We start from the raw sequence: 15,909 nt of genomic DNA on the forward strand, positions 1-15,909 counted from the left end.
TAGAGGAGCACCATGGCACACGAGGACGACCCGCACGGCCTCGACAGGGCGTCGTACCAGCCCTTGTCGGGAACGGCCGTCGCCGTCACCGACCCCGTGCGTAACCCCGAGCTTCCGCCGCACCGTGAGCGGATGACCGACAAGGACCCGGCGGCGATGAAGCGCGCCGTCCGCACGATCTACACGCTCTTCTACATCTCGGTCGCGGGGTCACTGTGGGCGGTCGCCGCCTACATGATCTTCCCGATCGAGAGCGGTGAGATCCCCGCGATCCGCGACAACAACCTCTTCATCGGGCTCGGCATCGCCCTCGCGCTGCTGGCGATCGGTGTCGCGGCGATCCACTGGTCCAAGGCGGTGATGTCCGACAAGGAGCACACCGAGGCGCGCCACCCCACCCGCGGCACCGACGCGACGCGTGCGGGCGCCGTCGCTGTCTTCGAAGCGGCCAACGAAGAGTCCGGGTTCGGTCGGCGCACCGTCATCCGGGGCGGCCTCTTCGCCGCTCTGATCGCCTCGATCCTCCCGGCCATCACCCTCTTCCGCGGTCTTGCCCCCGAGAACACTCCCGAGCGCCCCAATGCCGGCAACCCGGTGTATCTGCTTAGCCACACGATGTGGAAGCCGGGGATGCGTCTTGCCAAGGACCCCGAGGGAACGCCGATCAAGGCATCCGAGGTCACCCTCGGCTCGGCAGTCCACGTGATCCCCGAGCCGCTCGCCGACCTCAGCCACGAAGAGGGCTACCTCGAAGAGAAGGCCAAGGCCATCGTGCTGCTGGTGCGCATGCTCCCCGAGCAGATCACCGAGACGCCCGAGCGGGCAAGCTGGTCGTACGACGGCATCGTCGCGTACTCGAAGGTCTGCACCCACGTCGGCTGCCCGGTGGCTCTCTACGAGCAGCAGACGCACCACCTGCTGTGCCCCTGCCACCAGTCGCAGTTCGACGTGTCGGACGGCGCGAAGGTCATCTTCGGCCCCGCTGCCCGCCCGCTGCCACAGCTGCCCATCGAGGTGGATGACGAGGGCTACCTCGTCGCGCAGAGCGACTTCACCGAACCCGTCGGCCCGAGCTTCTGGGAGCGCCATTGAGCACCGCCACCGCTACTGACGAGACGGCCGTCGGTACCACCAGAGAAAAGCCGCTCGGCGGCCGATTCGTCGGCGCCACCGCGAACTACCTCGATGAGCGCACCAGCCTCTCGGGCCTGGTCAAAGAGCTCGGTCGCAAGATCTTCCCCGACCACTGGTCGTTCATGCTCGGTGAGATCGCCCTGTGGAGCTTCGTCGTCGTCCTCCTCTCGGGAACGTTCCTGACCTTCTTCTTCCAGGCATCGATGGTTCCCACCCACTACACGGGTGCATACATCCCGATGCGCGGCGTGGAGATGTCGGCGGCTCTCGACTCGACCCTGCGGATCTCGTTCGACATCCGCGGCGGCCTGCTCGTGCGCCAGATCCACCACTGGGCAGCTCTCGTGTTCATCGCCGGTATCGGCGTGCACATGCTTCGCGTGTTCTTCACCGGTGCGTTCCGCAAGCCCCGCGAACTGAACTGGCTGATCGGCTTCGTGCTGTTCGTCCTCGCGATGGGTGAGGGCTTCACCGGCTACTCGCTGCCCGACGACCTGCTCTCGGGCAACGGTCTGCGAATCATCGACGGCATGATCAAGGGCATCCCGCTCATCGGCACCTGGACCTCGTTCCTGCTGTTCGGTGGCGAGTTCCCCGGGATGCAGATCGTGGGACGCCTGTACACGCTGCACATCCTGCTGCTGCCTGCGATCCTCGTCGCACTGCTGGCGGCGCACTTGATCCTGATGATCATCAACAAGCACACGCAGTTCGCCGGCCCCGGCCGGTCGAACGACAACGTCGTGGGCTACCCGATGCTCCCGGTCTACGCCTCGAAGATGGGTGGGTTCTTCTTCATCGTCTTCGGTGTGATCGTGCTGATCGCATCCCTCTTCACGATCAACCCGGTCTGGAACTACGGCCCCTACGACCCGTCTCCGGTGTCTGCGGGTACCCAGCCCGACTGGTACATCGGCTTTGCCGACGGTGCGCTGCGTCTTGTGCCGCCGCACCTGGAGTCGGTGTTCTGGGATCACACCTGGTCGTGGAACATCATCCTGCCGATCACGGTGCTCGTGCTCTTCATCGCACTGGTCGCGTTCTACCCCTTCATCGAGGCGTGGATCACCGGCGACAAGCGCGAGCACCACATCGCGCAGCGTCCGCGCAACGCCCCGACCCGCACCGCCATCGGCGCCGCCGGCGTCACCTTCTACGCGGTGCTGTGGGCAGCGGCATCCTCCGACATCATCGCCACCCACTTCTGGGTGACGATGGAGGGTGTCATCCACACGCTGCAGGCTCTGCTGTTCGTGGGTCCGGTCATCGCCTACTTCGTCACGAAGCGCATCGCTATCGCGCTCCAGAAGAAGGACCGCGAGATCGCCCTTCACGGCTACGAGTCGGGCCGCATCGTCCGCCTCCCCGGTGGTGAGTACATCGAGGTTCACCAGCCCGTCGACGAGTACGAGCGCTGGAAGCTCGTGGACTTCGAGATCTACGAGCCGCTGGTCGTTCGTCCGAACTCGGGTGGGCAGATTCCGTGGCACCAGAACTTCCGTGCCTCGCTGTCGCGCTGGTTCTTCGAAGACCGCCTCGCTCCTGTCACGCAGGCCGAGGTCGACGAGGCGCTCTCGCACCAGCACCACGAGCTCGACCACATCGCCGAGCAGGAGGATGCCGAGATCCAGGCGATGCACGAGCGCGCCGGGGTTCCGGATGCTCCGCACCACCCGATCACCGACGGCAAGCAGTCCGAGACGGCTGTGCGCCCGACGAACGTGATCGTCACTGACGAGGTCGTGGAGAACACGGCTGCCGATAAGGGCACGTCGAACACGGATGTCGATCCTGACGACGACGTTCACCCCAGCGGCGACACGAAGTAGTCCCGAACCAACCAGTGCGCGGGCCCGGCATCCACGGATGTCGGGCCCGCGCCGTTGCCCGCATCTCACTGCAGCGGGCAATGGCAGGATCCGGCCGAAACGTGGCCGCAGGAGGGTGCCTGCGGCGCTCTCAATGTCATGACTTGCCTCTAGTGTCGGCATCATGAGCAGCGCAGACTTCTTCGCCACCCGCCTCGCCCACGAGACCGATCCGTCGGACGTGTACGCCGCTCAGAAGGCCGGAGAAGACATCGTGCTCGTCGATGTGCGCGGCGTCGACGCCTGGCGCCAGGGACGCATCACCGGCGCGATCCATATGCCCTACCGCGAGATCGCGGAGCGCGCCCCGCGCGAGATTGCCCCGGACGCCACTGTCGTCGTGTACTGCTGGAGCCCGGGCTGCAACGCCGGCGTCAAGGGAGCGCTCGAGTTCGCAAAGCTCGGCTACGCGGTCAAGGAGATGATCGGGGGGTTCGAATACTGGGCACGGGAAGGCCAGCCGACCGAGAACGATGACGGTCCGCTCCCCCGCGAGTTCGACCCGCTCGTGATGGTCGTGCGCCGGTGAACGAGGGGTCCGATTCCCGCCAGTGCCCTGGCCGCCCCGGCGAGTAGCGTGACCGTCGTGTCCTCGTCGCCGACTCTCGCGCCAGCGCGCTCCAGCACCGTGGTCCTCATGTTCGCGGCGCTGTCGCTGGTGTGGGGAGCGAGTTTCCTCTTCATGAAGGTTGCGGTTGACTCCTTCGACCCTGCTCAGGTGGCTCTGGGACGCATCATCCTGGGCTCTGTCACGCTCGCCACGATCATGGCACTCACGCGTCGACGGTGGCCGCGCGAAGGCCGCCTGTGGGTGCACATGATCGTCGTGGCGGTCTTCTTCTGCCTTCTGCCGTTTCTGCTCTTCGCCTGGGCTGCTCAGAGCCTGCCATCCGGGCTGTCGGCCATCCTGAACGCGACAACGCCACTGTGGACGACACTGGTGGCCGTCGTCGTGCTCCCCAGCGAACGGATGACGGCACGACGCCTGGTCGGGGTGATCATCGGAGCTATCGGTGTCGCGATCGTCATGGGCGTGTGGGATGTCGTCTCCTCCGCAGAGTTCGCCGCATCTCTTCCCGCGCAGCTCGCTTGTCTGGGTGCCACCGCCTCGTACGGCATCGCTCTCGGCTGGATGCGGCGCTTCATCACGGGGACCCACACCCACGACAGCGTGACGATCGCGTCGACACAGATGGCGGTGGCAGGGGTGCTCGCCCTGGCTCTGCTCCCCGTCATCGGTCTCTCGCCGGTAGCCTGGGCCCCGGCCCCGGTCCTCGCGCTCGTCGCCCTCGGATGTCTGGGAACCGGGATCGTCTACGTCTGGAACACGCGCGTTGTCACCGAGTGGGGCGCCGTCGGTGCGTCGACCGTCACGTATGTGATTCCGGTGGTCGGAGTGGCGCTCGGCATCATCGTGCTCGGCGAACGGTTCACGCTGAACGAGCTCATCGGCGCGTTCATCGTGATCGGCGGCGTGCTCCTCGTCCAACGCTCCCGCTAATCAGGGCTCTCAACGGAGAGCGCGCAGCGAGGGGACGGACGCAGGGCCTAGCCGGCGAAGCGGGAACCTAGCGGGCGAAGTAGCCGCGGTAGTACTCGTAGACCCAGCCGATGATCGCGACGACGAAGATACCGAGGCCGATGGGCACCATCCACGCGCCGACCGCGAGCCCGATGATGGCGACAGCGGCCGAAGATGCGAGGACGAGGGGCCACCAGGACCAGGGACTGAACTCACCGATCTCGGGGTCACCGTCGTCGATGTCCGCTGTGAGAACGTCCTCCGGCAGTTCACCACCCTGCGCGCGGTGAACGGCGCCGGTGTAGAACCCGATGAGTGCACCCATCAGAGCGGTGAAGAACAGGGCGACGGTGCCAACCCACTCGAGGTTGCCATACCAGATGACGCTCCAGACGGTGTACGCGATCGCAACGAGAGCGAAGAAGCCCGTGAGGATCCACCACAGCGACACATTGGTGCGCATGGACTACTTCACCTTCCCATCGGCAAGATCGACAACCGGTGTGTGTGGAGCATCCTTGGCCGGGCCGACACCGACCGTCATCGGCGCAGCCTCGGGGTGGTTCAGGTCGAATGCCGGACGCTCGCTACGGATGCGCGGGATCGATGTGAAGTTGTGTCGCGGCGGCGGGCACGACGTAGCCCACTCGAGCGAACCACCATAGCCCCACGGATCGTTGACCGTGACCTTTGGCGCCTTGCGAGCGGTGATCCACACGTTCAAGAGGAACGGAATCATCGAGACAGCGAGAATCATCGACCCGACGGTAGAGAGCTGGTTCTGCCAGGTGAATCCGTCGGCTTCCGCGTAGTCGGCGTATCGGCGGACCATGCCCTCGACGCCCAACCAGTGCTGGACGAGGAACGTCATGTGGAAACCGATGAACAGCAACCAGAAGTGCACGTAACCGAGGCGCTCGTTGAGCATCCGACCGGTCCACTTGGGCCACCAGAAGTAGAAGCCCGCGAACATCGCGAACACGACGGTTCCGAAGATCACGTAGTGGAAGTGCGCGACCACGAAGTACGAGTCAGACAGTGCGAAGTCCAGCGGCGGCGACGCGAGGATGACACCGGTCAGCCCACCGAAGACGAACGAGACGAGGAAGCCGAGCGCGAAGGTCATCGGTGTCTCGAAGGTCACCGACCCTCGCCACATCGTTCCGATCCAGTTGAAGATCTTCACGCCCGTCGGGACGGCGATGAGCATGGTCATCAGGGCGAAGAACGGCAGCAGCACTCCGCCGGTGACGTACATGTGGTGTGCCCACACCGCCACCGAGAGTGCGGCGATCGAGATCGTCGCGTAGACCAGCGTCTTGTAGCCGAAGACCGGCTTGCGGCTGAACACCGCGAAGATCTCGGTCACGATGCCGAAGAACGGCAGTGCGATGATGTAGACCTCAGGGTGACCGAAGAACCAGAACAGGTGCTGCCACAGCAGCACGCCACCGTTCTCGGGGTTGTAGATCTGTGCACCGAGCACGCGGTCTGCCGCCGCGGCGAGGATCGCCGCAGCCAGCACCGGGAAGGCCATGAGGATCAGGATGCTGGTCACCAGCGTGTTCCAGCTGAAGATCGGCATCCGCCACATCGTCATGCCGGGGGCGCGCATCGTGATCACGGTCGTGATGAAGTTGACGGCTCCGAGGATCGTGCCGAAACCGCTCATGCCGAGGCCGAGCATCCAGAGATTGCCGCCGACCCCCGGTGAGAAGCTCGCGTTCGCCAGCGGTTGGTAGGCGAACCACCCGAACGCGGCCGCACCCTGCGGGGTGAGGAAGCCGGAGATCGCGATGATCGAGCCGAACAGGAAGAGCCAGAACGCGAAGGCGTTCAGGCGGGGGAACGCGACGTCGGGGGCACCGAGCTGCAGGGGAAGAATGGCGTTCGCAAACCCGGCGAACAGCGGAGTCGCGAACATCAGCAGCATGATCGTGCCGTGCATCGTGAACAACTGGTTGTACTGCTCCTTCGTGGGCAGCACCTGCATGCCGGGTTCGAACAGCTCCGCACGGATGATGAGCGCCATCACACCGCCGAGCAGGAAGAACAGGAACGAAGCGATCAGGTACATGTACCCGATCGTCTTGTGGTCAGTGGAGGTGATCCACTTGACGACGATGTTGCCCTTCTGCTCGACACGCGACGACGACATCAGCGCCGCCTGCCGTGCCGGGAGAGTGCGCGGGCGCGACGAGTCCGCGTCCTGAAGCGGCAGCGTGGTGGCCATCACTCGTTCCCCTCATCTGACTGCTGGACCGAGGGATCCGTGGGATCGTTCGGCGTGTTCTGCAGGCGGTCGTATGCGTCGTTGATGTCGCCGGTCTGACCCTTTGCCTCGAGACTTGCGAGGTAGTCCTCGTACTCGTCGGCGCTCACGACCTGGACGGTGAAGAGCATCATCGAGTGGTACTCACCGCACAGTTCCGCACAGCGGCCTGCGTAGGTGCCCTCACGGGTCGGAGTGAAGGACCAGTAGTTGTCCTTCCCGATGTACATGTCCTTCTTGTAGAGGAAGTCGACGACCCAGAACGAGTGGATGACATCCCGCGACTGCAGTTTGATCTGCACGGTCTGGTCGACCGGCAGGTACAGCGTCGGCAGCGCCTCCTGGTCGATGTTGCCGGCCTTGTCGGGCTGAGCCTGAATACCCATCGTCCACACGGCGTCAGAGTTGTCCTCTTCATCGCCGTTGTACTGGAAGTCCCACGCCCACTGCTTGCCGATCGCGGTGATGGAGACATCCGGGTCGTCATACTGCGTCTCGATGATCGCCTGGTCCCGCGCCGTGAAGGCGAAGAAACCGATCACGAGGATGAACGGCACGATCGTGTAGAAGATCTCGATCGGCATGTTGTACCGCAGCTGCACGGGCAGGCCGGTCTGGCCCTTACGGCGACGGTAGGCGATCGCGGCCCACCCCATGAGCGCCCACGTGATGACGCCGACAGCCAGCAGCACGATCCACGAGTTGACCCACAGCCCCGAGATCATCTCGGTGTGGTTGGTCGCAGGAGTTCCGTCTTCAACGAAGCCGGGCAGAAACCCGTTCAGCTCCGTCGGCGTACATCCTGCGAGCACCAGGGCCGCGGCGGCACCAACCGGTACAAGAACCCAGCGGAGTCGGCGTTTGGATGGCACAGGCGCACCTTTCCACGTTGCGAAGTGTGACTGTGGTCAGTCTAGGGCAAGCTCACACCTGCTTGAGGCCAACCACTCAGCATCCACGCACTTTCGGGGTACTGAAGGTCAGCCTTCTCGCGGGCTGAAGCTTCGGGGTCAGTGGAAGCTGTCACCGCACGCGCAGCTGCCCTGCGCGTTCGGGTTGTCGATCGTGAAGCCCTGCTCCGAGATCGTGTCCTTGAAGTCGATCGTTGCGCCATCGAGGTACGGAACGCTCATGTCGTCGACGATGACCTCAACGCCCTCGAAATCCACGGTCTTGTCACCGTCGAGGTAGCGCTCGTCGAAGTACAGCTGATAGATCAGGCCGCTGCATCCGCCGGGCTGAACAGCCACGCGCAGGCGCAGGTCGTCGCGACCCTCCTGGTCGAGCAGGCTCTTGACCTTGGCTGCCGCGGCGTCGGTGAGCGCGACGCCGTGCTCGCGGGCGGTCTGGTCCGTGGTCAGTGCGGTGTCGGTCATGACTCTCCTTATCGGCTGAAGCCGTCGGGGTGGATGCTGAAATTCTACGCCCGCTGCCGGCGAGGGCGGCGGATACACGGGGAGGTCAGAGCGTGCGCGCGTCCAGCTTCTCCAGCAGCAGCGCCTCGGAGATGAGCGCGTGGCGGAACGTGTCGAGGTGCAGCGACTCATTGGGGCTGTGAGCGCGGGAGTGCGGATCCTCGACACCGGTGACCAGGATCTGCGCGCCCGGGAACTCGCGGACCAGATCTGCGATGAACGGGATCGAGCCGCCCACACCGATGTCGACCGGATCGACGCCGTAGCCCTCGGCAAGCGCCTCACGGACGTCCCGGACGGCCCACCCGGAGGTGTCGACGAGGAACGGATTGCCGAGGTCGACGTCGAAGAACTCCAGCTGCGCTCCGAACGGCGCGTGAGCACGCAGGTGGGCCTCCAGTGCCGCATAGGCATCCGCTGCCGACTGACCGGGCGCGACGCGCGCGCTGATGACGACGGTCACCTCGGGTGCGAGGGTGTTGGATGCCGAGGCCACGTCGGTCGCATCAATACCGATAACGGTGACCGACGGCTTGTTCCAGATCCTCCCGATGATCGAGCCGTCGCCGATCGGGCTCACCCCATCGAGCAGGCCCGTCTCCGAGCGCAGTGTGGCTTCGGTGTAGTCGGGGGTTTCGGCCTCTCGCGAGCTCAGTCCCTCAACCGCAACCGACCCCTCGGCGTCCCAGAGGGTCGCGAGCAGCGTGATGGTCGCCATCATGGCATCGGGCACTGCTCCCCCGAACATGCCCGAGTGGGACGCATGCTCGAGCGTGCGCACCCGCATCGAGAAACGGGCATTGCCGCGCAGCGAGACCGTGAGCCCGGGGGTCCGGTCGTCCCAGTTGCCGGAGTCCGCGACCACGATCACATCGGCACGCAGGGCATCCGCGTTATCACTCAGGAACTGCGCGAAAGAGCGGGAGCCGTACTCTTCTTCGCCCTCGATGAATAGCGCGAGGCCGAGATCGAAGTCGGGACCCAGCGCCTCGACCAGGGCGCGGATCGCACCGATGTGCGCCATGATGCCGGCCTTGTCGTCGGCAGCACCACGCCCGTAGAGCCGCCCCTCCCGAACGGTGGGCTGGAACGGCGGGGTCTCCCACAGGGCCTCGTCGCCGATCGGCTGGACGTCGTGGTGGGCGTACAGCAGTACCGTCGGGCGACCGTTTCGTGCCGCGCGCGTCGCGAGCACGGCCGGCTGCCCGAACTCCTCGGTGCCGGGAATCACAGCTCGCTTGATGGCCACGGAGTCGAACACTCCGGTGCCCTCGACCAGGGCGGCAACCGCCTCTGCGCTGCGCACGAGCTGCTGCTGATCCATCGACGGCCAGGCGATCGAGGGAATCCGCACCAGATCGCCCAGATCCGCCAGTGCACGGGGAATGCCGGTCTCGGCGGAGTCGCGGACAGCATCGGAACGGGAGGCGATATCACTCATGCGGGTAATCTTAAGGACAACCCGTAACGCGACAGCGAGGATCACCGTGGCCAAGACCCCCGCCCCCGAGGCACCGAAGGACGCGTCGACGTCGACCGTCGGCAAGGGAAAGGCGACTCCGAGCCGCGCCGAGCAGGAGGCTGCACGCAAGCGTCCGCTCGTTCCCGACACGAAGGAAGCGAAGGCGCAGCGCAAGGCTGAGCTCGCGTCGGCCCGGGAACGCGCCCGCATCGGCATGGCCAACGGCGAGCAGAAGTACCTTCCCGCGCGCGATCAGGGGCCGCAGCGCAAGTTCGCGCGCGACTTCGTCGACGCCGGCTGGCACCTCGGCGAGGCTGTGATGCCGGCGATGGTCGTCGTCATCGTCGCGACCTTCATCCCGCTCCAATTCATCCAGTACTGGGCGTTCGTCGCACTGTGGGTGTTCATCTTCTTCGTGATCGGCGACATGATCATCACGTCGATCCGCGTGAAGCGCGCCGTGCGCGACAAGTTCGGCGAGAGCAAGGTCGAAAAGGGGCTCGGCTGGTACGCGTCGATGCGCAGCGTCCAGATGCGCTTCATGCGCCTGCCCAAGGCCCAGGTTCGCCGGGGTCAGTACCCGAGCTGAGCTGCTGCGCTCCGCTGCGCGGGGGTGCGGGATGCCGAGACATGCCCCCGGCCGCTGCGCGGCCTCCCGCCAGACCCGATGCCAGCTCGGCATCCCGCACCCCCGCTCCGCTGCGCTGACCGCGCGACGCTGAGCGGGCGCTCATGGGCGCCTCGGATCAGAGGTAAATACGCGGGACGAGGGGTGAGACGCGGACGATGATCTCTTCGCCGACGGTGCCGATCGCCTCGGCGAGGGTGGTCACGCTCGACTCCCCCCACGTTCCGGGGCCGAAGAGGTAGACCTCGTCGCCGATTGCGGCACCTGGCCACGGGTCGATCAACATCGATGCCGGGCCGATCTCGCGGACAAGGCGCGGACCTGCGGCTGTACCCACCGACATCCGGCCAGCGAGCGTCGACGGAAGACCGTCGAGGTACCCGTAGGAGACCTCGAGGGCGGAGTCTGCGACGGCGCTCACGGTGGCGATCAGTGTAGCCGCGGGCGCGATTCCCTCGAGTTCGGGGCCGCCTGTCGAACGGATGCCGTAGCTGAAGGCTCCGAAGCGCACGAGGTCGAACCGGAACTCGGGTCGCGCGAACGCCGCCGCGCTGGCCGCCAGATGGCGCACCTGAGGGCGCAGGCCCGCCCCTTCGGCGACCCTGATCGCCTCGAGGAATGCGGCACGAGATCGATCGTCGTCTTCATCGCTGGTCTCAGCGATGTGGCTCCAGATTCCGACGACCCGGATGTCGCCGCTTGCCTCGAGCTCGGCGGCCCGCGCCACGAATGCGGGCCAGTCCTCTGGCCTCACTCCGTTGCGGTGAAGTCCGGTGTCGATCTTGATGTGCACGGGGGTGGCTCGCCCCGCAGAAACTGCCGCGATGTCTTCGAGGTAGGACGCATCACCGACACCGAGCTCGATGCCGGCATCCAGCGCAACAGCGATCTCGGGCGGCGTGACCGTGACCCAGGAGAACACCCGCGCTTCCGCGCCTGCCGCGGCGCGTGCCCTCACGCCCATCGGCACATCGAAGGCGCCGAACCAGCGGACGCCGTGAGCTGCCGCAGCCGCGACGACACGATCGACGCCGTGACCGTACGCGTCGTTCTTGACGACGAGCATGTAATCGGCCGGCGCGATGCGCTCCCGCAGCACGTCGATATCGGCAAGGATCCGACCGAGGTCGATGACCATGCGCGCGCTCACGCGACCACCTCGCGCGGTAGCCGCAGACCCAACGCACAGACGAGCTCGGCAGCCGCAAGTCCGGATGCCGCTTCCCACGCTGCCAGCGCTGATCGTGCCGGGCCCTGGCCACCGAAGTAGATGACCTCGTCACCGCGCGCGATGTCGGCCTCACCGATATCGACGACGCAGACATCCATAGCGACGCGGCCGACGATGGGGTACAGCCCGCCGCGGATCTCGACGGTGGCGTGGTTGCCGAGCGAGCGGGCCACCCCCTGGCCGAACCCGCCCGAGACCAACGCAATACGCGTGTCCTGCGACGCGATGTGCGTGTAGTTGTATGAGACGCCCTCGCCGGCGCGGAGCGCCTTGATCGAGAGCACGGAGCCGAGGAGGCTCATGACGGGCCCGGGGGCGTCTTCGGTGTCGCCGCCCGCCCCGGTAGAGGCACCGGGGAAACCGAAGACGATGGCTGGATCCAGCGTGGGTGCGTCCGGGACCGCCGCGATCCCGACGCCCTGCGCCACGTCGACCGACTCCGGATCGAGCACTGCGGCACGGATGCCGACCTGCGCGAGAGTCTCAGCAACGAACAACACCCCGTGGCCGTAGGCGTCGCGGCGAAGGTCGGCGACGGCATCCGCTCCCCCGGCCTCGATCGCCTGGCCGACGCCGGCGACGAGCGCCGAGCGGCTCAGCCGAACGCGCGGCCCGGTCGGACTGATCAAAAGCCCATCGCCTTCTGGTACCGCGGGCGGTGTCCGGTGCGGATGCCGAGCACGCTCGGCTTGTTCTCGTAGACGCCCGTGGCCCAGTTTCCCTCGATGAGCACGGGGCCGTCGGGTGTCACGGCGATGTCCCAGCCGACGTACTGCACCTGGGGGACGTGACGCGCCACCTTGTCGACGAAGGCGATGACCTCATCGAACATCGGCAGCTGGAAATCGGCGACCGGGTAGCCCGAATCGGGGTGGAGCTTGTGGACATGTCCGTGCGAGTCGTAGCCGTCGCCGAGCGAGGCTCCGGTCTCGGGATCGAGCATCGTGTAGAAGCCGCCAAAATCCATCTGGTCTGCCACCTGACCGCGACCGAACTTCTGCGCGATTGCCAGGATGTGGGTCTTTTGACCGTCGAAGAAGGCAGCAACACGGGTCGAGTTGACCGTACCTGCACAGACGGCTGCGACATCCGGATGCTGCACGATGTTCTCTTCGATCAGCAGTTCGCCGCGCTCGCGCAGCTGCGCGTGGAAGTCGGCCCAGTCCTCGATCTCGGTCGAGTAATACCGGTTGATGGCCGCGCCCGATCGACCCGCCTGCTTCTTGGTGATGAGCACCGGGTGTGCCTCGCCGAAGGCGCGCAGCTCGTCGACGTTCTCATCGGTGACCATCATCCAGTCACGGCCGAGGTACTCCGAGAAGACGCGGTCGAACTCCCACTTGTCGTAGAAGATTCCACGGTATTCGGGGTCATCGAACGTGTAGGAGTACTTGTTCGAATGGGGGTGCGTCATCATCGTGCGCCGCTCACGGCGGTTCAGGATGGCGAAGTCGTAGTCCACGTAGTCCTGGAAGCCGACCTGGTGGAACGTCGCCTGCCAGAACATGTCAACGACCACCGCGGGTGTCCACTTGTGGAACTGCGTTGATACTTCCCGGGCCCGCTCGATGACCGAGGGGAGGTCGATGACCTTCAGCCGGGCCACCATGTATCCGAAGCGCGAACCGAGTCCTCGCGATGCCATCGATCTCTCTTTCCGAAGGGTGCTGCCCTCACACGTCGGCCGGCACCCTCGGGGGCGCCGGCCGCGTGCGATCAGCGAATGTCAGGCGCTTACCAGCTCGTTTTCGACCACACGGTGGTGGTTGATGCGGCGGTCGGCCGAGCGGCCGAGGTCATCGGTGATGATGACGCGCTGCAACCAGCGGTCGGTGCCGTCGTAGCGGGGTTCGAAGGGGGTGCGAGCGTGCATGACGCGGCGGTTGTCGAAGAGCAGGATGTCGCCGGCGCCGAGGGTCACGTAGATACCCTCCTTGTCGGCGCCGTCGTGGAACGCCTTCAGCGCCGCGGCAGCCTCGTCATCGCCGGTGACGGCGGCGGCGCAGTCCATGTCGATGCGAACGAAACGCTTGCCGTCCTCGCCGTAGAGCGCCGCACCCTGGACGCCGTCTTCGGGGCGACCCGTTCCGCCGGATGCCTTGTCGATGCCGTGCATGAAGCGCGGCTGACGGAGAACCGCCTCGTCGTCGGCCGAGAGGTCGATGCGGTCGACCGGCGCCAGCGCCGTCTGAACCCGCTCGTCTCCGCGGACGCAGAACAGGCCGACGAACTGCGGGTGCGCGTCGTCGAAGGCATCCTCGGAGTGCCAGTCGAGCAGGCTCCGGCTCCCGGTGCCGACGGCGTCGTACTCGTGGCCGGGGATCGGCGTGACGTTCTGAATCAGCGCACCACGGTGCTGCCGTGCGAACGAGAAGACCTCACCGGCGACAGCGGCGAAGGCCAACAGTGCAGCCTCCGTTACGGGGTCACGATCCTTGCCCTCGAACGCCACCGGGTCACGCGGGCTCTCGCCCATGTCGTCCTGGTCGACCGTGAGTCCGTGGAAGAGCACTCCCCCGTCCGGGACCTCGGCCCGCGCGAACTGACGGATGATCTCGACGGTCTCGGGGTCGGCTGCATCGAAAGCCGCCTTGGCATCGGCGAGCAGGTCCTCGAAGGCTGCGTCATCGGAGTAGATTCCCCGACGGCCGCGGGCGACATCGATGAAGATCGCGGCGACTTCGGGCTTGATGTGACGTTCGATCACAGAGGTTCCTTCCCATGGCGCGACTGCCGCGCTGAAGCACTCGACGACGCGAATGCCGGTGTTGTGCTGTCGGGAGTATATCCGAGGAGGTTCCTCGGATCCCGGATGAAGTTAGGGTTTCCTAAGTCTTTTCGAGACGGTGTGTGACATACCGTCATCGGCGGACAAGACCCCGATTGATCTGTCGCGCCCAGAGCGGGCCGCGGTATAGAAAGCCGGTGTATCCCTGCACCAGGGTTGCCCCGGCATCCAGTCTCTCGCGCACATCGGCAGCGGTCTCGACCCCGCCAGCGGAGATGACGCAGAAGCTGTCGGGCACGAGAGAACGAACGAGCCGCAGCACCTGCACGGCCCGCGGAGCGAGCGGCTTGCCCGACAGTCCACCGGCGCCCGCGGCGGCGATGACCGCCTCGTCAGTCACGAGCCCCAGGCCCTCACGCGCGATCGTCGTGTTCGTCGCGACGATACCCTGCAGGCCGAGCTCGAGAGCCAGGGCTGTGATGTCACGGATGTCATCGTCGGAGAGGTCAGGCGCGATCTTGACGAGCAGCGGGGTGTCCTCGGCAGCATCCTGCACCGCGCTCAGCAGGGGCCGCAGCGACTCGACGGCCTGCAGGCTCCGCAGCCCCGGGGTGTTCGGCGACGACACGTTGACGACGAGGTAGTCGGCGACAGGCGCGAGCAGGCGCGTACTCGTGACGTAGTCGACGACGGCGTTCTCGACATCCACGATGCGACTCTTGCCGATGTTGACGCCCAGAACCGTGCGGTGACGCCGACGACGGGCACGCTCGAGCCGAGCGGCGGCCGCGTACGAGCCGCGATTGTTGAAACCCATACGGTTGATGACAGCCCGATCGGGAATGAGGCGGAACAGGCGCGGCTTCGGGTTTCCCGTCTGCGGGATCGCGGTCAATGTTCCGACTTCGACATGGCCGAATCCGAGGGCGTGCAGGCCGTCGACGCCCACGGCATCCTTGTCGAACCCGGCTGCCACGCCGAACGGCGCCTCGAAAGTCAATCCGAGCGTCTGCACGCGCAGCGACGGATCAGGCTTCGTGAGGGCTCTGGCCGCCCACGAGAACGGCGGGAAACCGAGCAGCCGGATGACGAGCATCGCCGAATGGTGCGCTGCCTCGGGGTCCATCTTCGAGAGGAACGTGCGAAACAGCCACGGGTACATGCTTACTCCTCGAGATCGGATGCCAGGCGATGATGATCCGCGCGCAACTGTGCGATCGCCGATTCAAAATCCTCCAACGTATCGAACGCCTGGTATACGCTCGCGAACCGGAGATAAGCGATCTGGTCGAGTTCCCGGAGTGGACCGAGGATTGCCAGGCCGATCTCGTTGGTGTCGACCTGCGACGAACCAGTCTGCCGGACCGCCTCTTCGACCGTCTGCGCCAGGACGGCAAGATCACCCTCGGTCACCGGGCGCCCCTGGCACGCCTTGCGCACACCCGACATGACCTTTTCCCGGCTGAACGGTTCGATCACACCCGACCGCTTGATGACGTTGAGGCTCGCCGTCTCGATGGTCGAGAATCGACCACCGCATTCTGGACACTGGCGGCGACGACGGATGCTGAGACCGTCGTCGCTGGTGCGGGAATCGATCACGCGTGAGTCGGAATGACGGCAGAAAGGGCAGTGCATAGCAGCCCCAG

16 protein-coding genes are annotated in these 15,909 nt (G+C 65.8%); 5 read left to right on the top strand and 11 right to left on the bottom strand.

Going from position 1 to position 15,909, the window contains the following annotated elements:
• The first annotated feature begins 12 nt into the window (after positions 1-12).
• The 4 genes from AB0O89_RS01365 (at position 13) to AB0O89_RS01380 (ending at position 4,503) form a co-directional block, all read left to right on the top strand.
• Positions 13-1,092, top strand: coding sequence for a Rieske 2Fe-2S domain-containing protein (locus tag AB0O89_RS01365; protein ID WP_331791128.1), 1,080 nt, complete (start codon positions 13-15; stop codon positions 1,090-1,092).
• On the top strand, positions 1,089-2,963 hold the full coding sequence (locus tag AB0O89_RS01370; RefSeq protein WP_363493541.1) for a cytochrome bc complex cytochrome b subunit: 1,875 nt from the start codon (positions 1,089-1,091) through the stop codon (positions 2,961-2,963). Before AB0O89_RS01365 ends, AB0O89_RS01370 begins: the two co-directional genes overlap by 4 nt.
• Positions 2,964-3,126: 163 nt before the next feature.
• Entirely contained in the window at positions 3,127-3,531 is a 405-nt protein-coding gene (locus tag AB0O89_RS01375) for a rhodanese-like domain-containing protein (protein WP_228178618.1), read from the top strand.
• A gap of 57 nt (positions 3,532-3,588) precedes the next feature.
• Positions 3,589-4,503 (top strand): DMT family transporter, encoded by a 915-nt coding sequence (locus tag AB0O89_RS01380; RefSeq protein ID WP_228178617.1) that lies wholly within the window; start codon positions 3,589-3,591, stop codon positions 4,501-4,503.
• A 67-nt stretch (positions 4,504-4,570) separates the two neighbouring features.
• On the opposite strand, the gene AB0O89_RS01385 is transcribed toward AB0O89_RS01380, so the two are convergent.
• The 5 genes from AB0O89_RS01385 to AB0O89_RS01405 form a co-directional block, all read right to left on the bottom strand.
• A complete protein-coding gene (locus AB0O89_RS01385; protein ID WP_228178616.1) occupies positions 4,571-4,987 on the bottom strand; it encodes a cytochrome c oxidase subunit 4 in 417 nt (138 codons plus the stop codon).
• Between the two features lie 3 nt (positions 4,988-4,990).
• The gene (gene ctaD, locus AB0O89_RS01390; RefSeq protein ID WP_292708157.1) at positions 4,991-6,757 is read right to left on the bottom strand and encodes a cytochrome c oxidase subunit I; all 1,767 of its coding nucleotides are present in this window, start codon (positions 6,755-6,757) and stop codon (positions 4,991-4,993) included.
• On the bottom strand, positions 6,757-7,668 hold the full coding sequence (gene coxB / locus AB0O89_RS01395; protein WP_363493544.1) for a cytochrome c oxidase subunit II: 912 nt from the start codon (positions 7,666-7,668) through the stop codon (positions 6,757-6,759). The genes ctaD and coxB overlap by 1 nt, the downstream gene beginning before the upstream one ends.
• A 138-nt stretch (positions 7,669-7,806) precedes the next feature.
• Positions 7,807-8,172 (bottom strand): iron-sulfur cluster insertion protein ErpA, encoded by a 366-nt coding sequence (gene erpA, locus AB0O89_RS01400; protein ID WP_300591495.1) that lies wholly within the window; start codon positions 8,170-8,172, stop codon positions 7,807-7,809.
• Between the two features lie 85 nt (positions 8,173-8,257).
• Positions 8,258-9,652 (bottom strand): dipeptidase, encoded by a 1,395-nt coding sequence (locus tag AB0O89_RS01405; RefSeq protein ID WP_363493547.1) that lies wholly within the window; start codon positions 9,650-9,652, stop codon positions 8,258-8,260.
• Positions 9,653-9,698: 46 nt separating this feature from the next.
• Here AB0O89_RS01405 and AB0O89_RS01410 point away from each other — a divergent pair, with 46 nt between their 5' ends.
• Positions 9,699-10,262 carry a DUF3043 domain-containing protein gene (locus AB0O89_RS01410; RefSeq protein ID WP_292708146.1) on the top strand — a complete coding sequence of 188 codons (564 nt, stop codon included), beginning with the start codon at positions 9,699-9,701 and terminating at the stop codon, positions 10,260-10,262.
• A 157-nt stretch (positions 10,263-10,419) separates the two neighbouring features.
• Here the strand turns inward: AB0O89_RS01410 and AB0O89_RS01415 are convergent, their stop codons facing one another.
• From AB0O89_RS01415 to nrdR, 6 genes are all read right to left on the bottom strand, one after another.
• Positions 10,420-11,451 carry an alanine racemase gene (locus AB0O89_RS01415; RefSeq protein WP_363493550.1) on the bottom strand — a complete coding sequence of 344 codons (1,032 nt, stop codon included), beginning with the start codon at positions 11,449-11,451 and terminating at the stop codon, positions 10,420-10,422.
• Positions 11,448-12,161 carry an alanine racemase C-terminal domain-containing protein gene (locus AB0O89_RS01420; RefSeq protein WP_363493552.1) on the bottom strand — a complete coding sequence of 238 codons (714 nt, stop codon included), beginning with the start codon at positions 12,159-12,161 and terminating at the stop codon, positions 11,448-11,450. Before AB0O89_RS01420 ends, AB0O89_RS01415 begins: the two co-directional genes overlap by 4 nt.
• Positions 12,158-13,177 (bottom strand): sugar-transfer associated ATP-grasp domain-containing protein, encoded by a 1,020-nt coding sequence (locus AB0O89_RS01425; RefSeq protein WP_363493554.1) that lies wholly within the window; start codon positions 13,175-13,177, stop codon positions 12,158-12,160. The genes AB0O89_RS01420 and AB0O89_RS01425 overlap by 4 nt, the downstream gene beginning before the upstream one ends.
• Before the next feature lie 81 nt (positions 13,178-13,258).
• Positions 13,259-14,239 (bottom strand): TauD/TfdA family dioxygenase, encoded by a 981-nt coding sequence (locus AB0O89_RS01430; RefSeq protein ID WP_363493556.1) that lies wholly within the window; start codon positions 14,237-14,239, stop codon positions 13,259-13,261.
• 154 nt (positions 14,240-14,393) lie between these two features.
• The gene (locus AB0O89_RS01435) at positions 14,394-15,422 is read right to left on the bottom strand and encodes a quinone-dependent dihydroorotate dehydrogenase (protein ID WP_363493558.1); all 1,029 of its coding nucleotides are present in this window, start codon (positions 15,420-15,422) and stop codon (positions 14,394-14,396) included.
• Between the two features lie 2 nt (positions 15,423-15,424).
• Positions 15,425-15,898 carry a transcriptional regulator NrdR gene (gene nrdR / locus AB0O89_RS01440; RefSeq protein WP_292708129.1) on the bottom strand — a complete coding sequence of 158 codons (474 nt, stop codon included), beginning with the start codon at positions 15,896-15,898 and terminating at the stop codon, positions 15,425-15,427.
• Between the last annotated feature and the right edge of the window lie 11 nt (positions 15,899-15,909).

This window comes from Microbacterium sp. NPDC076895 (genome assembly GCF_040687115.1).
Lineage (GTDB): Bacteria > Actinomycetota > Actinomycetes > Actinomycetales > Microbacteriaceae > Microbacterium.

Coding starts and splice junctions, on each gene's coding strand:
- ctaD (WP_292708157.1), bottom strand. CDS start 6,757: ATGGCCACCACGCTGCCGCTTCAGGACGCGGACTCGTCGCGCCCGCGC.
- nrdR (WP_292708129.1), bottom strand. CDS start 15,898: ATGCACTGCCCTTTCTGCCGTCATTCCGACTCACGCGTGATCGATTCC.
- AB0O89_RS01365 (WP_331791128.1), top strand. CDS start 13: ATGGCACACGAGGACGACCCGCACGGCCTCGACAGGGCGTCGTACCAG.
- AB0O89_RS01385 (WP_228178616.1), bottom strand. CDS start 4,987: ATGCGCACCAATGTGTCGCTGTGGTGGATCCTCACGGGCTTCTTCGCT.
- erpA (WP_300591495.1), bottom strand. CDS start 8,172: ATGACCGACACCGCACTGACCACGGACCAGACCGCCCGCGAGCACGGC.
- AB0O89_RS01425 (WP_363493554.1), bottom strand. CDS start 13,177: ATGGCATCGCGAGGACTCGGTTCGCGCTTCGGATACATGGTGGCCCGG.
- AB0O89_RS01375 (WP_228178618.1), top strand. CDS start 3,127: ATGAGCAGCGCAGACTTCTTCGCCACCCGCCTCGCCCACGAGACCGAT.
- AB0O89_RS01405 (WP_363493547.1), bottom strand. CDS start 9,652: ATGAGTGATATCGCCTCCCGTTCCGATGCTGTCCGCGACTCCGCCGAG.
- AB0O89_RS01435 (WP_363493558.1), bottom strand. CDS start 15,422: ATGTACCCGTGGCTGTTTCGCACGTTCCTCTCGAAGATGGACCCCGAG.